Here is a 14,270-nt window from a genome sequence, read left to right as displayed (position 1 = left end):
GGTATTTCTCGCGACACGCCGGGCGTGTGTTCGCCAGGAGCGTCACCAAATACGCGATATATCTTGACAAGCAATCAACGCGATATAACGTGTTTTTCATGACAAAGGGATACAAGGGCATCGGCATGGAGGGCGTCATCGCCCGCTGGTACGACACCAACAACGGCAAGGAGACCGCCAGGCACGAGGAAGGGGTCGCCCTGGTACGACGGCACGCGGCACCGGGATCAGAGATCTTGGAGATCGCCCCCGGCCCCGGATACCTGTCCATCGCCCTGGCCAGGACGGGCGACTACACGGTCACGGGCCTCGACGTCAGCCGGACGTTCGTCGAGATCGCCCGCACCAAGGCCGCCGAGGCGGGCGTGCAGGTGGACTTCCGGCTCGGCAACGCCTCCGAGATGCCGTTCGACGACGCCGCCTTCGACCTCCTCATCTGCTGCGCGGCGTTCAAGAACTTCGCCGACCCGGCGGGAGCCCTGCGCGAGATGCGCAGAGTGCTGCGGCCCGGCGGTCGCGGGCTCGTCGTCGACCTGCGCAAGGACGTGTCCAAGCAGGCCGTCGACGAGGACGTGGCGCGGATGGGGCTCGGCCCGATGTCGAAGGTGTTCACCAGGTTCGCGCTGCGGTCGTTCCTGCCGCGCCGGGCGTACACGAAGGCGCAGTTCGAGGCGCTCGTGGCGGGGGCGGGCTTCAGCTCATACGACATCAGGCAGTCGCCGCTGTCGCTGGAAGTGGAGTTGCGCAATTGACATCCTCCCTCGCCCTGAAGGGACGGGGGATTTCAACAGCAACCATCACCCCGTTGAGGAGGAGGGCGTGTTGAGGTTCACGGTTCGCAGGCTCGCCCAACGGCGGGCCTCCCCGTGCAGACACGGCAGGCCCTGCCGCGTGAGCGATGTTCCGTGCCGCGTTCACATCAGCGTTGCCCGCGTATCCGCACGACCTGCACCGGAAACGCGCTTGGCTCTCACGCGCCCGCCGATCCACGATCCCGCACGCCGAACACCGCTGACTCGTGAACGCGGCCTTGACTTTGACCACCCGGCCGGGCGCCTTGTGCTCCAACCGGGCCACCAGCAACCCCCACCCGGCCGCCAGGATGCCCCGGTTCAACCCGGCTTTCTGCGCCACCCTGCTGCCCGGTGCCGCCACCGTGCCCCGCGCCGACCGCGATCTTCAGATCCTCCACACCGATCACATCGAACCGGCGGGCAAGGTCCGTGCTGGTTCTTCTCCACCCAGTCCTTACGCCGGTCCACCTCGCGCGCCTTCAACCGGGCGATCGCCACCTTGACCCGGCCCCGCCGCTGCGATCCCCGTCGTGCCCGCGCCAACCGGCGCAGCAGCAGCCCCAACCGCACCCGCTCCGCCTCCCGCAGGCCAGGGACCGACAGTGGCTCGCCGGTGGACAGCGCCGCGCTCACCACCACGCCCCGATCCACCCCCACCACCCCGCCAGTGCCCGGGGCGGGAAGCGGCACCGGAACGGCGGCAAAGGCGACATGCCAGCGCCCGGCCCGATCCCGCGTGATCCGAAACGACTTCACCCCCGGCGGGAGCGCGCGCGACCAGCGGAACCGCACCCACCCCACCTTCGGGACCTTCACCTCGCCCACCCGGCGCGACAGGCGGCGCACATCACCGGGCTTGACCGCGACGATCCGAAAACCCTCGTGCCGCTCCCGCTTACGCCAGGACGGGCGACGGGGGTCGGAGCCAGCCGGTAACGCGACACACCGAACATACTACCGAACGTCACCGACAGAAGATGGGGAGAATCATGACCCGCCGTGCCGCGTTTCCTCCCCGCCCTGAAGAACGGGTCCTCCACGCTGTAGGCGCATGGTGAGTTCGGCGATTGGCCCACGTACGGAGCGTTCGCTCTTGTAACGTTGGGTCAACATTTCCCTTGTGCGGGGGTTGATCGCATGCGATGGCACGTCCATTCGGAGAAGTCGCTCTACGTCGACCGGTGGGTGGACGTCCGGGTCGCGGATGTGGAGCTGCCCGACGGCCGCCATCTCGATCACCGGCTCGTCCGTACGGCACCGGCGGCGGGGGCCGTCGTCACCGACGGCAAGGGCCACGTCCTGCTGATCTGGCGGCACCGCTTCATCACCGACTGCTGGGGCTGGGAGCTGCCGCTCGGCCAGGTGGACGACGGCGAGGCGCCGGTGGCCGCGGCGGCGCGCGAGGCCGAGGAGGAGACCGGCTGGCGTCCGGGCCCCCTGCGTCCGATGTTGTCGATCCAGCCCAGCAACGGCTTCTCCGACAGTACGCACCACATCTACCGCGCCGAGTCCGCCACGCACATCGGGCCGCCCACCGACCCCTGGGAGGCGGAGCGGGTGGAGTGGGTGCACCTGTCGGGCGTACGCAAGCTCATCGACAACGGGGAGATCGTCTGCGCGACCAGCATCTCGGCCCTGCTGTACCTGCTCCTGGAGGAGTTGCCGGAGCAGGGCAGGGATCAGGACCGCGGGCTGGGCTACGACCCGGGCAGGGCCTATCCCCTGCCCGAGGGCCTGCGCCACTTCTTCTGACCCAGAAGAGCCTGGGTCAGGAGAAGAGGTGGTCCACCACCCTGGCCGTGGCCTTGCCGTCGTCGCGGGGCGCGAACGTGGCGCGGAAGGCGTCGTAGCGGTCCGCGTGTGCCGCCGCGACCTCGTCGATCGAGCGCAGGGCCTCGACCACCTCGGCCGACGTCGACAGCAGCGGTCCCGGCGACTGCTCGGGCAGGTCGAAGTACAGGCCCCGCTTCGAGGAGTATTTCGCCAGGTCGTAGCCGTAGAACACGATCGGCTTGCCCGTACAGGCGAAGTCGAACATGACCGAGGAGTAGTCGGTCACCAGCACGTCGGCCACCAGCAGCAGGTCGGCGATGTCGGGATAGGTGGTGACGTCGCGGGCGATGTCGGGGACGGCCGGCGCGGCCTGCATCGGGTGGGCGCGCACCAGGATCTCGTGGTCGGCGCCGAGCGCCTCGCGGGCCTTGGCGAGGTCGAGTTTGACCATGGCGTTCTTGCGGTCGTAGTCGCGCCACGTGGGCGCGTACAGGATCACGCGCTTGCCGGCGGCCAGCCCCAGGCGCTCGCGCACGGCCGCCGCCAGGGCGTCGGCGTCGGGCGAGTTGAGCACGTCGTTGCGGGGCAGGCCGCTCTCCAGGATCTCGCCCTTGTAGCCGAACGCCTTGCGCAACACGGGCGTGGCCCAGGGCGACTGCGACAGCAGCAGGTCCCAGCCGCGTACCTCGGCCGCCTGGCGGTGCCAGATCGGCGGCCTCGGGTCGCGGTTCATGTGGGGCTGGTCGTTGCCGATGAACTTGGCCGGCGTGCCGTGCCACGTCTGCACCACCACCTGGTCCTCGCGGGCCCTGAACCAGGCCGGCAGGAAGGAGTTGGTGACGATGTGGCGGGACCTGGCCAGCACTTCGTGGTGCTCGCGGCTGCCCGCGCGGACGACGGTCGCGCCGCCCGGCGGCACGAAGGCGCCGTCCTTGACGATCCAGATGTGCTCGCGGTCGTCGCCCCTGCGCAGCCGCTCCTCGTAGATGGCGCGCACGCTGTCGGCGTAGAGGCGGCCGTCGTTGACGACGTAGACCGTGGAGTCGCGCAGCGGCTCGGTGCGCTGGGCCGGGTAGAAGACCCGGCGCAGCACGTGCGTGCCCGCCACGCCGCGCTCCTGCGCGGGCCTGGCCTCCTCCACCACGATCACCGGCACGTCGAAGCGGGTGGAGATCATGCGGTAGAGGTGGCCGCCGAGCGTGCGGGGCTCCTCGTCCAGGCCGGCCAGCGCCGCGTGGTCCATCCGCAGCGGGACGATCTCGCCGGACGGATGACGCAGCGACATGTTCCAGGTGCCGGAGGCCAGCGGCACGGGTTCGCCGAAGCGGTCCATGGACGCGGGCTCCACGCGTACGGAGAAGTCCTCGCCGGAGCGCTCCATGGGCAGCAGGTACGACAGCCCGGACCGGTGCCGCAGCGTGAGCGTGCGGGGGCCGGGGGCGTCGGGATAGTGGCCGCGCAGCGTCAGCGCGGAGCCCTCCCAGACCGCCGAGGTGATGACCGGGCGGATGCGGTGGGCGGAGACGACGACGCGGTCGCGGCGGTCGCCGAGCACGGTGATCTCGCGGTCGCCCACGGGCGTGCGCGTCTCCACCAGGTCTCCCAGCATGACGGAGGCCGCGGGGTCGCCCTTGGGCTCGACCCACAGGCGCCGCCCGTCCTTCTCCTGCAGCAGGGCGGGCACGGCCAGCCCGACCACGACCTGCGTGCCGTCACCGGATGAGGTGAAGTCGGCGGCGATGCGGTGGCCGCCCAGCCTGGCGTGGCCCTTGGTGACCTGCCTGCCGGGCAGGGAGATCTTCAGCTCCAGCCGGTCGCCGTCCACGGTCACGCCGGTCAGCTCGGCCCTGTTGGGCTGGAGCACGACCTGCAGCGCACGGTCGGAGGTCCAGACCGGCCTGACCCACCAGCCGGGCTTCAGCTTGAGCCCGGCAGGACGCTCGGGACGGCCGATGCCGGAGCCGCGCAGCAGGCCCGTCGCCCGCGCGCCACGGCTCCAGAAGACGATCTCGGCCCGCCACGTCGTGGCGTCGGGCACGGAGGGACGATGGCGCATGCGGCGGCGCACGCCGTGCACCACGGCGCGCACGGCGCCGCGCCAGCGCAGCGGCCACGGGCTGAGCTCGGCGGTGAAGCCGGACCAGTCGTAGTTGCAGCCGGGCTCGCGCGCGCCGTGAGTGGCCTCGGGGGCCAGGACGCGGCGGGTACGCATCCGGATCGGCGGCAACCAACGCGGCCCGCGCAGGACCACGGTGGCCCAGTTGAACCTGCGGCTGCGGACGGACAGGCCCGCCAGGTAGGCGAAGCCGGTCACGCGCAGCCTGCCGTCCACCCAGACGATGTCGTCAATGTGGGTCACCGGCACCAGGTCGGCGCGCCGCAGGCGGTAGAGCGCGGGCGGCAGTTCGTCGCGGAAGGGCAGGTCGGCGTACCAGCTCAGGCCCTTGCGGATGCGCTTGGACGGCTCCGCCGCCGCGGTGACCACCGTGGTGAGCGTCTCGCCGTCCACGAGTTCCGCGTCGGGGCGGTGCTCGATCAGGTGGCAGATGACGCGGCGCGCCACCGGCAGGTCGCGTTTGACGTTCGCGTCCACGCCCGCGAGGTACGGGCGCACGAGGTCGAGCATTTCGCGCCGTCGCGCCGCGCCGCGTTTGACCGCCAGGTCCATGCGCGCCCCGAGTGGGCCGCTGAGCACTTCGGTGTCGAACGCCGCGTCGCGACCGCCGGGGCCGACCGCGCGCATGACCGCTTCGAGAGGTTCCCCACGATCGCAGAGATCCTGGACAGCCTTCAGGCGGTCGGCGAGCGAATCGCCGCCCTGGCTTTGGGCTGTGACGCCGGTGGCCATAGGGAAGGCACCGCCTTTCGGGCCGCCATCGATGTTTTGCCCATGGTAATGGGAGTCACATGTCACCAAATCGCACGTTCGGCGAAACCGCAGGTCAGATGCGTTACTGCAAATCTACTGAACGCCCGTCCCAGCGTGCCCGGCGCATGTCGGCCCGCTCGCCGCGCAGCGGAGTGCCCTCCTCGCGCCAGTGGCTCAGGCAGCGTTGCAGGTGGTCAGGGGCCGCGGCGGTGCCGTCCGCGTGTACGACGCGCCACCACGGCACGCCGCCTCCCCAGGTGGACATCACCTTGCCGACCTGGCGTGGGCCGCCCTCGCCGAGGTATTCGGCGATGTCGCCGTAGGCCATGACCTTGCCGGGCGGGATGCGTTCGACGAGGTCGAGCACCCGCTCGGCGAAGGGGTTCACGGACTCCATGCGGCCGGACCAGCGTTGACGATCTCCTCGAACTTGCCGATCTCCACCACGCTGCCGGCCTGCGCGACCTCGATGAGGCCGTCGCGCAGGACGTACACCTCGCCGTCCTCGCCCACGAGCCGGGCGCCGAGCGCGGTGGCCAGGCGCAGGAGCTGGGCCACCTGCCAGTCCGAGCCGGGCTCGCCGACGAGCTGGCCCTGCCAGCGCGCCACCGGGTGCATGCCGCCTCCGTGGCCGATCACGATCTCCTCAGAACCGCGCAGCTCGAAACCGGCCGGCGCGATCGCCTTCGCGAGCTCCGCGAAGGCGAGTGGCGACTCGCGCACCACCCGCAGCTCGTATCCCATGACGCGCGACCATAGCGGATGTTCCGGCCAACCAGAAACCTGTTCGCGTACACCCGGTAACGCCTGGTCGGGTCCGCCATTCCGGCTCGCGCTGGTGCGACACGACGCTGTCATTCCGGCTTGCGCTGGTGCAACACGACGATCGCGCCGCAGAAGATGACCAGTGCCAGCAGCACCCCGCCCCCGTACAACCACAACCGCAGCGGGTCGGCCCCGGGACGCGTCGGCACGGGTGAGTCCTCGCCCTGGCCGAAGTGCTGCATGCCGGGCGTGACGCCGCGTTTGGCGCTGGTGAGCCGCTCGGCGGCGTTCAGCGCGGCGGCGGCGTCCACCACGCCGAACCCGGTCTGGTCGTCGTACCCGCTGGCGGGCCTGCCCCTGGCGCTGGACGACAGCGCCTGGGCGACCTGCTCGGGCGGCAGGTCCGGGTAACGCGACTTGATCAGCGCGGCCACGCCCGCCACCAGCGCGCCGGCCGAGCTGGTGCCCTCGGAGAGCTCGTAGCCGTTGCCGCGCTTGAGCACGGGCACCTGCACGCCGGGCGCGGAGACCTGAACGGACAGGTTGTCGCTGCTGAACGTGGCCCGCCTGCCCTGTTTGTCGGTGGCCGCGACGCCAATGACGCCGGGGTAGCCGGCCGGGAAGCTCCAGTAGGAGGTGCCCTTCTCCTTGGCGTACTGGGTCTGGCCGTCGTTGCCCACGGCGGCGACCAGGACGACGCCCTTGCTCAGGGCGTAGGAGACGGCCTCGCGCTCGGACCGCACGGGCCCGTAGGAGCCGATCGACATGCTGATGACCTGGGCGCCCTGGTTGGCGGCGTACCGCAGCGCGCGGGCCAGCGGGCTCTCCGCGGTGGACCCCTCTTCCTCCAGGGGCGGGATGGAGACGCCCGGCTCGTCGTCGATCACCAGGGGCAGGGACAGGATGCGCGCGCCCGGTGCGACGCCGATGAGGCCGTCGTCCTCGCCGGAGCCGGCGATCAGCCCGGCCATGGCGGTGCCGTGCCTGCCGGGCGGCAGCTCGCGGGTGACCGTGGAGGAGGTCATGTCCGGGCCGGCGCTGACGCGGCCCTTCAGCTCTTTGACCTTGGTGTCCACGGCGCTGTCCACGACGGCGACGGTGACGTTCTCGCCCTTGGTGACCGACCACGCCTGCTCGACGTTGAGCGCGTCGAGCACCCACTGCTGCTGCTCCCTGACGGGGTCGGCGGCCGGGGTGGCGAAGGTGAGCAGTGCGGCGGTGAGCACGCGTACGGACGTCAGCACACGTTCCCCTGGGTACAGGGCGGCACCTTGGGCGGGTCCGCCAGGAAGTAGGCGATCTGGTTGCCGATGGACTTGCCCGCCGGCCACAACTCGCTGTGCAGGATCTCCTCCGGCGGGATCGAGGCTCTGGTCCGCCCGTCGCTGTAGCCGCCCGTGGAGAACACGATGTACGGCCCCGCCCCCACCCATCCGGTGCGCTGGCGCTGGTCGGGCCCGAACCGTTCGGTCACCGTGCCGGGGAAGGCCACCGGCAGCACGCCCACGCGGTCGTCCTGGGTGAGCTCCTCGCCCGCCGAGATCCTGGACTCCTCGTCCTTCAGCACGGCCACGCCGACGGTGAAGACGAAGGAGGCCGTCTGGTCGATGTAGGTGGCGCGCAACATCGTGACGCAGCCGTGGTTCTGCAGCACCCCGGCGACGGAGGCGTCCACGCCCTTGCCGCACTCGGTCTCGGGGGCGATCCCGACGCGCCTGGCGTACTGCTGGGCCCGGTCCAGCCCGAGATACTTGACCTCTTCGGGGAAGACCCCGGTGGCCGGCCACGCCTGCCAGCGGCGGGCGATCTCCTCCTGCTTGTACTGGTTCTGCTCGTCGGGGGTCAGCGGGCGCGAGCGCGTCTCGGCGAACAGCCCGACCGTGCCCAGCAGCACGACGACGGCGGAGACGGCGATGATGACGCCGAGCAGCGCCACGAAGATCCGCCGGTAGCGGATGCCCTGCTGCAACGTGTGCAGTTCGGCCCGCTCCTTGGCGGCGGTGCGCCTGCGCGAGTCCGCCGCCGGCCACGAGCGCACGCGTGACCGGCGGCCGGCGGGGGCCCCGAGCGGATTGCTCCGCCCCTGCGTGGCTTCTCCCCCGGCGCGCGGTAGCCCTGAGGTCGACCTACGTGCCTTCACCACCGCCTCGTTCCCGCATTCGCTCCGTGTCTATTTCGTCCCCCTAAGTGGGCGGATCATGCGTCTTGTGAGATGTGCGCCCGTCGCACGCGTCTGACCAGGATGAATATGACCGCCAGGGACGCGAGCGCTCCGGCGGCCGCCGCGGCGGCGACGGCCGCGTAGATCGTGACCCGCCGCTCGTCCCGCGCGATGACCGCGACCGGGCCCGCCTGCCCGCCGGCCAGCGGCTGGGCGGGATCGTGCGCCTGGCCGCCCGCGGCGATCTCGGTGTGCCCGGCCAGCCTGGCCGCCTCGGTCAGTGCCCGCGCGGCGTTGACGACGCCGAATCCGGTGGCGGTGTCGTAACCGCCCGGAGGCCGGTCGATGGCGCTGCCTGCCAGGGCCCGCGCCACCAATGGCGGCGACATGCCCGGATATTTGGCTTTTATTAGGGCGGCGATGCCCGACACGAGCGCGGTCGCCTGCGAGGTGCCCCTGCCGACCCAGTACTCGTCGCCCGGCCCCGCGCCCATGATGTCCACACCGGGCGCGGCCACCAGCACCGAGGAGTTCCAGTTGGAGAAGGTGGCCCGCCGCAGCAGCCGGTCGGTCGCCCCGACCGAGACGACGCCGGGGAAGGCCGCGGGGTAGGAGTAGGGCGCGAAGTCACCGTCGGCCTTCCTGTCGCCGTCGTTGCCGGCGGCGGCGACGAGCACGACGTTCCTGGAGATGGCGTAGCGGATGGCCGCCCGTTCCTCCCTGGTCGCCAGCTCCTTGGAGATCGACATGTTGATGACGTCTGCCCCCTTGTCCACGGCGTGACGGATGCCCCGGGCCACCACGTTCTCGAAGCGCTCGGCCGAGTTGAACTTCCTGAACCCCGGCTCCTCGTCCTCAAGGATGACCCTTACCGACAGTACGTCCGCTTCGGGCGCGACGCCGATGATCCCCCGCTTTCCGCCTGGGCCGTGACCGTGCCCGGCGATCAGCGAGGCCATGTACGTGCCGTGCAACCTGCTCGGACGGGTCCCTGGCGGGTTCGCGCCCGCGGTGAAGTCCTTGCCCGCGCGTACCGAGCCGATCAGGTCCCGGTGGCGCGGATCGACGCCCGAGTCCAGCACGGCGACCGTCACGCCCCTGCCCTTGCTGACCTGCCACGCCTGAGTCAGCGCCAGCGTCTTGATCACCGCCTGCTGCCCGCCGCGTACGTCGTCGGCCAGCGCCGGCGAACCCGTGAACAGCAGCGCCGCGCCGGCCGCCACGACCACCGCGCCGCGCCTCAGCATCGCCATTCCCGGGCGCCGCAGTCGGGCATCTTGGGGGTGCTCAGGTCGGTCAGCACGTGTTCGGAGATCTCGGTGGCGAAGGCGAAGATGGCCGGCCGCTGCTCACCCGCCGCGTCCGCCGGTCGCCCGTCCACCTGTCCCGCGGTGGTCAGCACCAGGTACGGGCCCGCCTGCCGGACCGACCCCGCCTGCCGGACGCCGGGGGTGAACCGGTCGGCCACCGTGCCTCGGAAGGCCAGCGGGCGCACCCCTGGAGAGGGCTTGCCGGTGTCGGCGAAGGCGGACTTGGCGCGTACGGCGCCCGGCTCGTCGCGCAGCGCCACCACGCCGATCGTGACCAGCACGCCGCGCAGCGCATCGATGTAGGTGGCCCGCAACACACCCTGGCAGCCCTGCTCACGCAGCGCCTCGGCCGCCTTGGCGTCCACGGCGCCGCCGCCGCACGCGGTCCCCGGTGAGATGCCGATCCTGCGGGCGTTCTCCTGGCCGCCCTGCTCGGCGGCGTACGGCAACGTGGCGGGGAAGATGCGTCCCGTGGGCCAGGTACGCCAGCGCTCGGCGACCTCCCGCTTGGCCGCCGCCTGCAACTCGGCCGTGGTCGGCCCGCGCGTCAGCTCCGTGCCCGCCGCACCGCCCGCGACCCCGGCGGCCACCGCGCAGATCAGCGTCAGCGCGGAGGCCACCACGAGTGTGGGCCAGGGGCGGGCGGAGTTCACGGCATCGACCTTAACCGGGGTGTCCCGGCGCAAACCCCTTAATAGCTGGGCAGGCTCGGGTCGACGGTCTTGACCCAGCTCAGCACGCCACCGCCGACGTGCACGGCGTCGGAGAAGCCGGCGTTCTTGACGACCGCGAGCGCCTCGGCGGAGCGCGCCCCGGACTTGCAGTGCAACACGATCTTCTTGTCCTGCGGCAGCTTCTCCAGGGCCGAGCCGTTGAGGAACTCGCCCTTGGGGATCAGCGTGGCGCCGGGGATGGAGACGATCTCGTACTCGTTGATCTCGCGGACGTCCACGACGTAGATGTTCTCGCCGCGGTCCATCATGCCCTTGAGCTCCAGCGCGGTGATCGTGGAGCCGCTGGCGGCCTCGGCGGCCTCGTCGGAGACCGCGCCGCAGAACGCCTCGTAGTCCTCCAGCAGCTCGGTGACCGTGGGGTTCTTGCCGCACAACACGCACTCGGGGTCCTTGCGGACCTTGACGTCGCGGTACTTCATCTCCAGGGCGTCGTAGATCATCAGTCGGCCGACCAGCGGGTCGCCGATGCCGGTCAGCAGCTTGATGGCCTCGTTGACCTGGATGGAGCCGATCGAGGCGCACAACACGCCGAGCACGCCGCCCTCGGCGCACGACGGCACCATGCCGGGAGGCGGGGGCTCCGGGTAGAGGCAGCGGTAGCACGGGCCGTGCTCGGCCCAGAACACGCTGGCCTGGCCGTCGAAGCGGTAGATCGAGCCCCAGACGTACGGCTTGCCGAGCAGCACCGCGGCGTCGTTGACCATGTAACGCGTGGCGAAGTTGTCGGTGCCGTCGACGATGAGGTCGTAGCCGGAGAAGATCTCCATGACGTTCTCGGTGGTCAGGGCCGTGTTGTGGATCACGACCTCGACCAGCGGGTTGATCTCGCTTACCGAAGCGGCGGCGCTCTCGGCCTTCAGCCTGCCCACGTCGGACTGACCGTGGATGATCTGGCGCTGCAGGTTGGACTCATCGACCACGTCGAAGTCGATGATGCCGAGGGTGCCGACGCCGGCCGCCGCGAGGTACATCAGCGCGGGCGAGCCCAGGCCGCCGGCGCCCACACACAGCACCTTGGCGTTCTTCAGCCGCTTCTGCCCCGCCATGCCCACATCGGGAATGATCAGGTGGCGCGAGTAGCGGCGCACTTCGTCGACGGACAGCTCTGCGGCCGGCTCGACCAGCGGTGGCAACGACACTTTCTACACTCCCGTTTTCAGGGGCCTTATCCCACAGTGAAACCTAGCTGGGCAGTCGGGCATTCCCCAACCGGGTCTCACCGATCAGACGGCGCGCCTCCGCCGCCACCACCTGCGGCATCTCCATCATCGCCACGTGCCCCGCCGTCGGCAGCAGCACGATCCTGATCTGCCGGAACGTACGGTACGCCTTCCTGGCCATGGCGGGACGCACCAGGCGGTCGTGACGGCCATGGATGATCAAAGTACGGGCCGTGACGTGGGCGGCCTGCTGCCAGAGGGTGTCCTTGCCGCGCCGGAAGTACTCGGCCACGATGCCCCGGGCCGAGCCGATCATGGCCTCACCCGCGTAGGGCAGGTCGTCGCGCCTGCGCTGCTCCTCGATGGCCTCGCGCAGCCGCAGCGGATGCACGGAGTCCGCGTTGGCCCAGACCATGGCCATGGAGGAGGTGATGCGCTGCTCGGCGGGAATCAGGCGCAACCTGCTCGCCACCCATTCGCCCAGCAGGGGCACCGCGGCGGCGGCGACCCGGACCGGGCCGAACCTGGGCAGCAGGTCGGGCAGGGCCGGTGAGATGAGCGTGAGGCTACGGACCAGATCGGGACGGCTGGCCGCGACCTTGACGGCGATGGCGCCGCCGAGCGAGTTGCCGAACAGGTGGGCAGGCCCGGTGTGCTCCAGCAGGCCGATCACGGAGCCGGCGTGGCCCGCGACCGTGTAGTCGCCGTCCGCGGCCTCGGGCGAGTAGCCCGACCCCGGCAGGTCGATGGCGTGGCCGGTGACCGTGTCCTGCAAGTCGGCCATGAGATCGGTCCAGTTCGCGGCGGACCCTGCCAGGCCGTGCACGAAAACCGCCTGCTCGGCCGGGCCCCGCGGGGTGGACCGCACGTGCACCGACCCGATCATTCGTCCCGGCCAGTGCGGGATCGGCTCCGAGGTCATCGTTGCCCCCTCATCCCTCGAATGCTTCGTTGCCGTCCTTCAACGATAACCATCGCCTCCGCATGGGGTCTGGATTCCGTACAGGGCGGTTAATCGCCCACCCTTCCTGGACAGCAGGGCGTATACGTCCCATTACGGACAGGGAGTACGTCATGCACATCAGCCACCTGCCCACCAGCCGTATCGCCGCAGCCCTGACCGCCGCGGCCCTCGCCGCCGCCGGGCTCACCGCCGTGAGCGGCACGAGTCAGGCGAGCGCCACCGCCTCTACCCGAGACGGCTGCAAGTACCGCGTGGTGCGCATCAAGACCCGGCTCAATGTACGGACGCAGCCTCGGGGGCAGATCGTGGACAAGCTGTACCCCGGGGACCACACGTGGGGCAGTTGCAAGAAGGCCGGCAAGTGGCGGCGGATCCACGGGACCGAGGTGGGCCTGCGCGGCTTCGCGTGGAACCGGCACCTGAAGAAGATCGGCAAGCGCTGATTCGGACAAATACGGACGAGTTAACCCCTCAACGCCTAGTCGATCTCATGACACCCCAAGAGATCGGCAAAGGTTGCTGATTGCCGTTTGCGGACCTCACGCTCGGAAAGCATGGAGATACCCAGCGTGACATCGAAGGCACCCACCGGGCGAGCCGGAAGACGTCACCCACGGGACTTCACGAAAGCAGCGGACATTCAACGGGGGCGCACAAAACCGCCCTCCACATATTGATGGCCATCACCGCGCCCAATAACGCATCGGATATTGGAGCCGGCGAGGCGCCATTCATGTGTCCGCGTATTTCACCGCCAGAGGGCGGCCCATCACGCGTCTCACGTCATCACGGCGGCGCGCGAAGCGTGCCCTCAATCCGTCCACGGCCCCGCTACCGACCGAGATCCGAACTCCATATGCATCGCAATCGGACATATCCTCTCATTTCATTGGATAAATGTTTAATGCGAGCAATAAGATTGTTAATGCAGAGCAAAATGGAGTCGTAACTGTTTGCCCGTCCACCGGCCCGGAAATGACAGTCCGTGGATGCGCCTTCAAGCAGTCGTCCAAGAGCTGTTTCCTGACAAACCGGAAACGCCGAGAACGGGGCAATCGATCCTTTAGGGGGAAACACAATGCCCAAGCTCAAGAGTGTTATCGCAGGCCTCGCCATCACCACGGCGCTGACCGGCGGCGCGATCGCCACCGGCTCGGCCACGTCCGCCGCCGACGCCGCCACCCAGGTCACCACCGGCACGTCTGTGCTCGCGAACGACGGCTGGGGCTGGGGCTGGGGCCACCGGCGCCACCACCGCAGGCACAGCTGCGGCAAGAACCGTAACCACGGTGGCGGCTGGGGCTGGGGCTGGGGCCGGGGCAACCGGCGCCACAACCGCGGCCAGATCTGCATCGTCATCCGCAACGACAACCACAACGACAACGGCCACCGTGACAACCACAACGGGCGCTGATAACTGACCGTGCGTTGATGGCGCAGGATGTACTCGGGGCGGCCTCGTTCTTTCGGTCGCGGCCGTCCTGAGTTTCAATTCTCCTCGTCTCCACGGCACTTCTGGTGAGGGTCCTCCCGGCATCGGCCGGGGGGCCCTCGCTGCTTCGTCTTCCCGGTCGTGCTCATGCCGGGATTTTCTGCTTTCCGCGATCGATTTCACGGCGTTTGATACGCCGACCTTGCGCTGGGCAAAAGTGGACAATTCCGGTTTGTTGGTCTTTAGGTCGGATATATGGATGGTGCGGGTGATTGCTTTCTGTCATCCGTAGGGGGCAAATCGAATCC

At 69.8% G+C, this 14,270-nt stretch carries 14 protein-coding genes; 4 read left to right on the top strand and 10 right to left on the bottom strand.

Going from position 1 to position 14,270, the window contains the following annotated elements; all coding sequences use genetic code 11:
• Positions 1-98 precede the first annotated feature (98 nt).
• Positions 99-752 carry a class I SAM-dependent methyltransferase gene (locus AB0I81_RS61685; protein ID WP_360679517.1) on the top strand — a complete coding sequence of 218 codons (654 nt, stop codon included), beginning with the start codon at positions 99-101 and terminating at the stop codon, positions 750-752.
• Here the strand turns inward: AB0I81_RS61685 and AB0I81_RS61680 are convergent.
• Positions 709-1,077, bottom strand: coding sequence for a zinc ribbon domain-containing protein (locus tag AB0I81_RS61680; protein ID WP_360679602.1), 369 nt, complete (start codon positions 1,075-1,077; stop codon positions 709-711). The genes AB0I81_RS61685 and AB0I81_RS61680 overlap by 44 nt on opposite strands.
• An 854-nt stretch (positions 1,078-1,931) precedes the next feature.
• Here AB0I81_RS61680 and AB0I81_RS61675 point away from each other — a divergent pair.
• Positions 1,932-2,546, top strand: coding sequence for an NUDIX domain-containing protein (locus AB0I81_RS61675; protein ID WP_360679514.1), 615 nt, complete (start codon positions 1,932-1,934; stop codon positions 2,544-2,546).
• Between the two features lie 16 nt (positions 2,547-2,562).
• Here AB0I81_RS61675 and AB0I81_RS61670 read toward each other — a convergent pair whose 3' ends face one another.
• The 9 genes from AB0I81_RS61670 to AB0I81_RS61630 form a co-directional block, all read right to left on the bottom strand.
• Entirely contained in the window at positions 2,563-5,310 is a 2,748-nt protein-coding gene (locus AB0I81_RS61670; protein ID WP_360679511.1) for a CDP-glycerol glycerophosphotransferase family protein, read from the bottom strand.
• Between the two features lie 208 nt (positions 5,311-5,518).
• On the bottom strand, positions 5,519-5,833 hold the full coding sequence (locus tag AB0I81_RS61665; protein WP_360679506.1) for an MGMT family protein: 315 nt from the start codon (positions 5,831-5,833) through the stop codon (positions 5,519-5,521).
• Positions 5,821-6,180 carry a hypothetical protein gene (locus tag AB0I81_RS61660; protein ID WP_360679503.1) on the bottom strand — a complete coding sequence of 120 codons (360 nt, stop codon included), beginning with the start codon at positions 6,178-6,180 and terminating at the stop codon, positions 5,821-5,823. The genes AB0I81_RS61665 and AB0I81_RS61660 overlap by 13 nt, the downstream gene beginning before the upstream one ends.
• A gap of 110 nt (positions 6,181-6,290) precedes the next feature.
• Positions 6,291-7,445, bottom strand: a complete 1,155-nt coding sequence (locus tag AB0I81_RS61655) for a S8 family serine peptidase (RefSeq protein ID WP_360679500.1) — start codon at positions 7,443-7,445, stop codon at positions 6,291-6,293.
• Complete coding sequence (locus tag AB0I81_RS61650; protein WP_360679497.1) at positions 7,439-8,239, bottom strand: hypothetical protein; 801 nt, start codon at positions 8,237-8,239, stop codon at positions 7,439-7,441. The genes AB0I81_RS61655 and AB0I81_RS61650 overlap by 7 nt, the downstream gene beginning before the upstream one ends.
• A gap of 158 nt (positions 8,240-8,397) precedes the next feature.
• The gene (locus AB0I81_RS61645; RefSeq protein ID WP_360679494.1) at positions 8,398-9,609 is read right to left on the bottom strand and encodes a S8 family serine peptidase; all 1,212 of its coding nucleotides are present in this window, start codon (positions 9,607-9,609) and stop codon (positions 8,398-8,400) included.
• Positions 9,603-10,325, bottom strand: coding sequence for a hypothetical protein (locus tag AB0I81_RS61640; RefSeq protein WP_360679491.1), 723 nt, complete (start codon positions 10,323-10,325; stop codon positions 9,603-9,605). Before AB0I81_RS61640 ends, AB0I81_RS61645 begins: the two co-directional genes overlap by 7 nt.
• Before the next feature lie 38 nt (positions 10,326-10,363).
• Complete coding sequence (moeZ, locus tag AB0I81_RS61635; RefSeq protein WP_360679488.1) at positions 10,364-11,545, bottom strand: adenylyltransferase/sulfurtransferase MoeZ; 1,182 nt, start codon at positions 11,543-11,545, stop codon at positions 10,364-10,366.
• 43 nt (positions 11,546-11,588) lie between these two features.
• A complete protein-coding gene (locus AB0I81_RS61630) occupies positions 11,589-12,488 on the bottom strand; it encodes an alpha/beta hydrolase (RefSeq protein ID WP_360679485.1) in 900 nt (299 codons plus the stop codon).
• A 152-nt stretch (positions 12,489-12,640) separates the two neighbouring features.
• On the opposite strand from AB0I81_RS61630, the gene AB0I81_RS61625 reads away from it, so the two are divergent.
• Positions 12,641-12,973: a hypothetical protein gene (locus tag AB0I81_RS61625; protein ID WP_360679482.1), complete on the top strand. Its 333-nt coding sequence runs from the start codon at positions 12,641-12,643 to the stop codon at positions 12,971-12,973.
• A 635-nt stretch (positions 12,974-13,608) separates the two neighbouring features.
• Complete coding sequence (locus tag AB0I81_RS61620) at positions 13,609-13,944, top strand: hypothetical protein (RefSeq protein WP_360679479.1); 336 nt, start codon at positions 13,609-13,611, stop codon at positions 13,942-13,944.
• Positions 13,945-14,270 lie beyond the last annotated feature (326 nt).

It is taken from the genome of Nonomuraea sp. NPDC050404 (assembly GCF_040655495.1).
Taxonomy (GTDB): domain Bacteria; phylum Actinomycetota; class Actinomycetes; order Streptosporangiales; family Streptosporangiaceae; genus Nonomuraea.
This window is presented reverse-complemented; position numbering and strand designations above follow the sequence as displayed.

Bases quoted from the DNA above. Each gene is read 5' to 3' on its own strand.
- AB0I81_RS61665 (WP_360679506.1), bottom strand. From the start codon at position 5,833: ATGGAGTCCGTGAACCCCTTCGCCGAGCGGGTGCTCGACCTCGTCGAA.
- AB0I81_RS61675 (WP_360679514.1), top strand. From the start codon at position 1,932: ATGCGATGGCACGTCCATTCGGAGAAGTCGCTCTACGTCGACCGGTGG.
- AB0I81_RS61685 (WP_360679517.1), top strand. From the start codon at position 99: ATGACAAAGGGATACAAGGGCATCGGCATGGAGGGCGTCATCGCCCGC.
- AB0I81_RS61630 (WP_360679485.1), bottom strand. From the start codon at position 12,488: ATGACCTCGGAGCCGATCCCGCACTGGCCGGGACGAATGATCGGGTCG.
- AB0I81_RS61625 (WP_360679482.1), top strand. From the start codon at position 12,641: ATGCACATCAGCCACCTGCCCACCAGCCGTATCGCCGCAGCCCTGACC.
- AB0I81_RS61620 (WP_360679479.1), top strand. From the start codon at position 13,609: ATGCCCAAGCTCAAGAGTGTTATCGCAGGCCTCGCCATCACCACGGCG.
- AB0I81_RS61645 (WP_360679494.1), bottom strand. From the start codon at position 9,609: ATGCTGAGGCGCGGCGCGGTGGTCGTGGCGGCCGGCGCGGCGCTGCTG.
- AB0I81_RS61660 (WP_360679503.1), bottom strand. From the start codon at position 6,180: ATGGGATACGAGCTGCGGGTGGTGCGCGAGTCGCCACTCGCCTTCGCG.
- AB0I81_RS61670 (WP_360679511.1), bottom strand. From the start codon at position 5,310: ATGCGCGCGGTCGGCCCCGGCGGTCGCGACGCGGCGTTCGACACCGAA.